The organism is Acetomicrobium mobile (genome assembly GCF_937920065.1).
The window spans coordinates 1-3,370 of record NZ_CALETC010000056.1 but is presented as its reverse complement, the minus strand read 5'-3'; the positions used below and the strand labels follow the sequence as shown (position 1 = coordinate 3,370).

The 3,370-nt window shown below is 41.8% G+C and carries 2 protein-coding genes; one reads left to right on the top strand and one right to left on the bottom strand.

The annotated features are described in order from the left end of the window. The first annotated feature begins 497 nt into the window (after positions 1 to 497). Positions 498 to 2,288: a methyl-accepting chemotaxis protein gene (locus Q7P41_RS01970; RefSeq protein WP_303881729.1), complete on the top strand. Its 1,791-nt coding sequence runs from the start codon at positions 498 to 500 to the stop codon at positions 2,286 to 2,288. Here Q7P41_RS01970 and Q7P41_RS01965 read toward each other — a convergent pair. Further along, positions 2,285 to 3,370, bottom strand: a 1,086-nt coding sequence (locus Q7P41_RS01965; protein ID WP_303881727.1) for an HD domain-containing phosphohydrolase, incomplete at its 5' end; no start/stop codon positions are given. The two genes, Q7P41_RS01970 and Q7P41_RS01965, sit on opposite strands and share 4 nt — an antisense overlap.

The window sequence follows — 3,370 nt, the reverse complement described above, 5'->3', positions numbered from 1 at the left end:
CACTGTAATTGTTGTCTTTGTCTTCTATTATAATGAAATCATTTCCGTTACCGTGGGTTTTCGTAAAGGATATCATTTATGAGCTACCTCCTTTAATGATATCATTAAAGCAATTTTACACCGTTTGCAAGGATTGTTCATAAGCGATGAGGCCTCTGTCTTTAATAGTTTATCGCTGTCAAAAAAATCGAGGAGGATTCAAATTAAGTGATATGCTATATTAAACGTGCATATTTATTCAAATTAGAATAGGAGCTCTCTGGATGATGTATTTTCAGCACAAGAGCAAAAATGTTCTAATGTAAAATTAAACTGAAATTTCCTATAATACTCCTATAATACTATTGAAGCGAACGAAATGGTCGATAACGTCAAACCCCATGAGATGAACCAATTATACATTTTTCCCGCCTGATATGATTTTTCATGGGCATTGACCAAGGTATCGTCGATATAGGATTTAAAATTTATCTTATTCTTCTGCGGAGGTGTCGTAAGTGGTTGCTGACGGTTTTTTAAGATTTTCCAAAATAAGGACCCGGTTATTATTGTTGGTAATTATTTTGATCATTGCTAACATATGCACTTCTTGGTATCTCTTGGGGTTCGTAAAGGGCCAAAAGGAAAACGTCGAGCTTTTAAGGCAGAGCGGCAAAAGCATTAGGTACGCGGCAGAGGCCAATGTCAACATAGTTAACGCTATGAGCAGTGTATATAAGGTAATTAACGAGCCCAAGGCAACTTGGCATTTGGAGTCGAAAAATATCGAAAGTTTGCTTCAAAACGCCAAGTTGGCCTTTGAAGAATATGGCTGTGTACTTCTTACCGAAGAGGCAATGAACAGATATGACAGTACGGCTGAAATATTCAATCGTTGGTTAACTGCTATGAACGCTATAAATGAAATGATAGCAAAGGAAGCCTCAGAATCGGAAGTGTTGAACGAGGTCAACAAAATCTATATTGACACTAATATGTTGACAGGAAGCATTAATGAAACTTTTGCCTTCGCCGCCCTTGATATGGATTTGACGGCCGATTCCATCTCCCAAGCAATAGATTCTGCTACCAAAAAATCTATAGCTATTGTAGTTGTAGCAGCAGTTGTAGCATTATTATTTGGTTTCATGTTAACGCGCTCTATTAATTTGCCCCTAAAAAATATGGTCAGCTTTGTCAACAGCATAGCCGACGATCTCGACTTATCGAAGGAGATCGAAAGCGCCGGTGAAGACGAAATAGGAGATGTTTTGAAAGCAATAGGAAAATTGCTTTCGCGGTTTAAGGAAGCTTTGGTTGTGGTAATGAATACCAGCCGCAATCTCGCTTTATCTTCCGATGATTTTTCTGCATCCGCTGAGGAAGCAAGCCATATCATGGAAGGAGGAAGAAAAGAAGTTGATCAAGTCTCTTCGGATGTTTTGTTTTTGGCATCTGCCGTTGAGGAAATAAGCGCAAGCTCGCAAGAAGTTGCAGCAGGAGCGCAATCGGCAGCCAAACGTAGTACCGATGTAGCAGAACAAGTTGAAATTGCCAGACAATTTGCTCAAGAAGGCATAGATGCCGTGAAAAAAGCGGTGGTTTCTTCCGTTGAAGTGTCAGATAGTGCAAAAAAATCGGTCGCTGTAGTTAACGATTTAGGTGCTAGGGCTAGACACATCCAAACTTTCGTTGGGACAATAGGTCAAATCGCGGATCAAACCAATTTACTCGCTCTTAATGCTGCGATTGAAGCAGCGCGAGCAGGTGAGCACGGTAGGGGATTTGCCGTAGTAGCGGAGGAGGTCAGAAAGTTAGCCGAACAGTCTAACAACGCAGCGGAGCAGATAACCAATTTGGCGGAAACTATAGTAAGAGACCTTGAAAGCGTAGTGGCAGCCACCGAAGAGAATGCGAAAATAACTGAGCGTGCCAAAGAAGAAGCGAGTAATGCTGAAAGTGCAATAGAAAAGATAATGCACTCCCTCGAAACAATAGCAAGCGCTGCTCAGGACATGGCTGCAGTTGCGGAAGAACAAGCTGCTTCGGCTGAGGAAATTGCAAGTACTGTTCAAAACTTGAGTGAGAAATCGTCCAACTTAAATGAATCTGTTGAAAATTTATTAGATAATATTGCAAAAGTATCGGACGTTATTTCAGGCGTTGCAAAGGGATCTCAAGATTTGGCATCGCTGGCTGCGAATTTAGAGGGTCAAGTGAAAGTATTTAAACTAATCGATGAACTAACTGAGGAAGAAAAAATATCCTCGAGGAACGAGATCATGCTTTCAGAAGGCAATTACACTTAATTATCGAAGGTAAAACCGTCAACTTTAAACAAGTTCACGCAAGCATCGACGACGTCGGGGTCAAAATGCTTGCCCCTGAGCATTAGAATCTCGCTCAAGGCAGTCTCAAGGGGCAAGGCTTTTCTGTAGGGACGATCAGATACCATTGCTTCGACTGTGTCGGCAACGGCAAGTACAAGTGCTAAAGGGTGGATCTTGTCATTTTTCAGCCCCTGTGGATATCCGCTTCCATCCAGTCTTTCGTGATGTTCGTAAACTATCTCAGCTATGGGCCATGGGAATTCTACCCCTTTTAAAATCTCAAAACCCACCTGAGGGTGAGCTTTGACGAGCATGTATTCCTCAGGGGTGAGCGACGTCGGTTTGGTTAATATCTCTGCAGGTATCTTTATTTTTCCTATATCGTGCACGGGAGATGCCATACAAACAGCCTTGACATCATCTTCGTTTAACCCAAGGTGCGTTGCGATGGCCTTGGTTAATTTGGCAACCCTGCGTTGATGGCCCGCCGTATAAGGATCTCTTTTTTCGAGGGTGGATCCTAAGGCCGCTATGGCTTGAATACACACCCTTTCTAAGTAATATACGTATTCATTTAACTTCTCTTCAGCTTTCTTCTTTTCAGAGATATCGCGATAAATTGTATAAACACCACAAGATTCACCTTTAAAAATTACAGGAACTGCAGTGATGGCTACTTCGAACAAGGTACCGTCTTTTTTCTTTCTAACCGATTCAATGTCAACAAGATTTCCGAAGGTTGCTCGAACGCTTACACTGAAAGCCTCCCCATAAAAGGGCGTATCGGCCGCCACGAGTTCATCAATGTGTTTGCCCAGGACCTCTTTCTTGCTATAGCCGAAAGTCTTACAGAAGGATTCGTTCGCTTGAGTAACATAATTATTGCTGTTGGTTAACACAATAGCTTCAGGGTTGTTATAAAATAAACATTCTAGGTGCGATCGTTCCTTTTCCAGAGCTGCCTGTGCCTTGAACTCATCCATAATATCACTCCAGCTTGTGACTATGCCATTTATATCTGGATCATTTAATTGGTTGTAATGTGCCGCTTTAACGAAGAC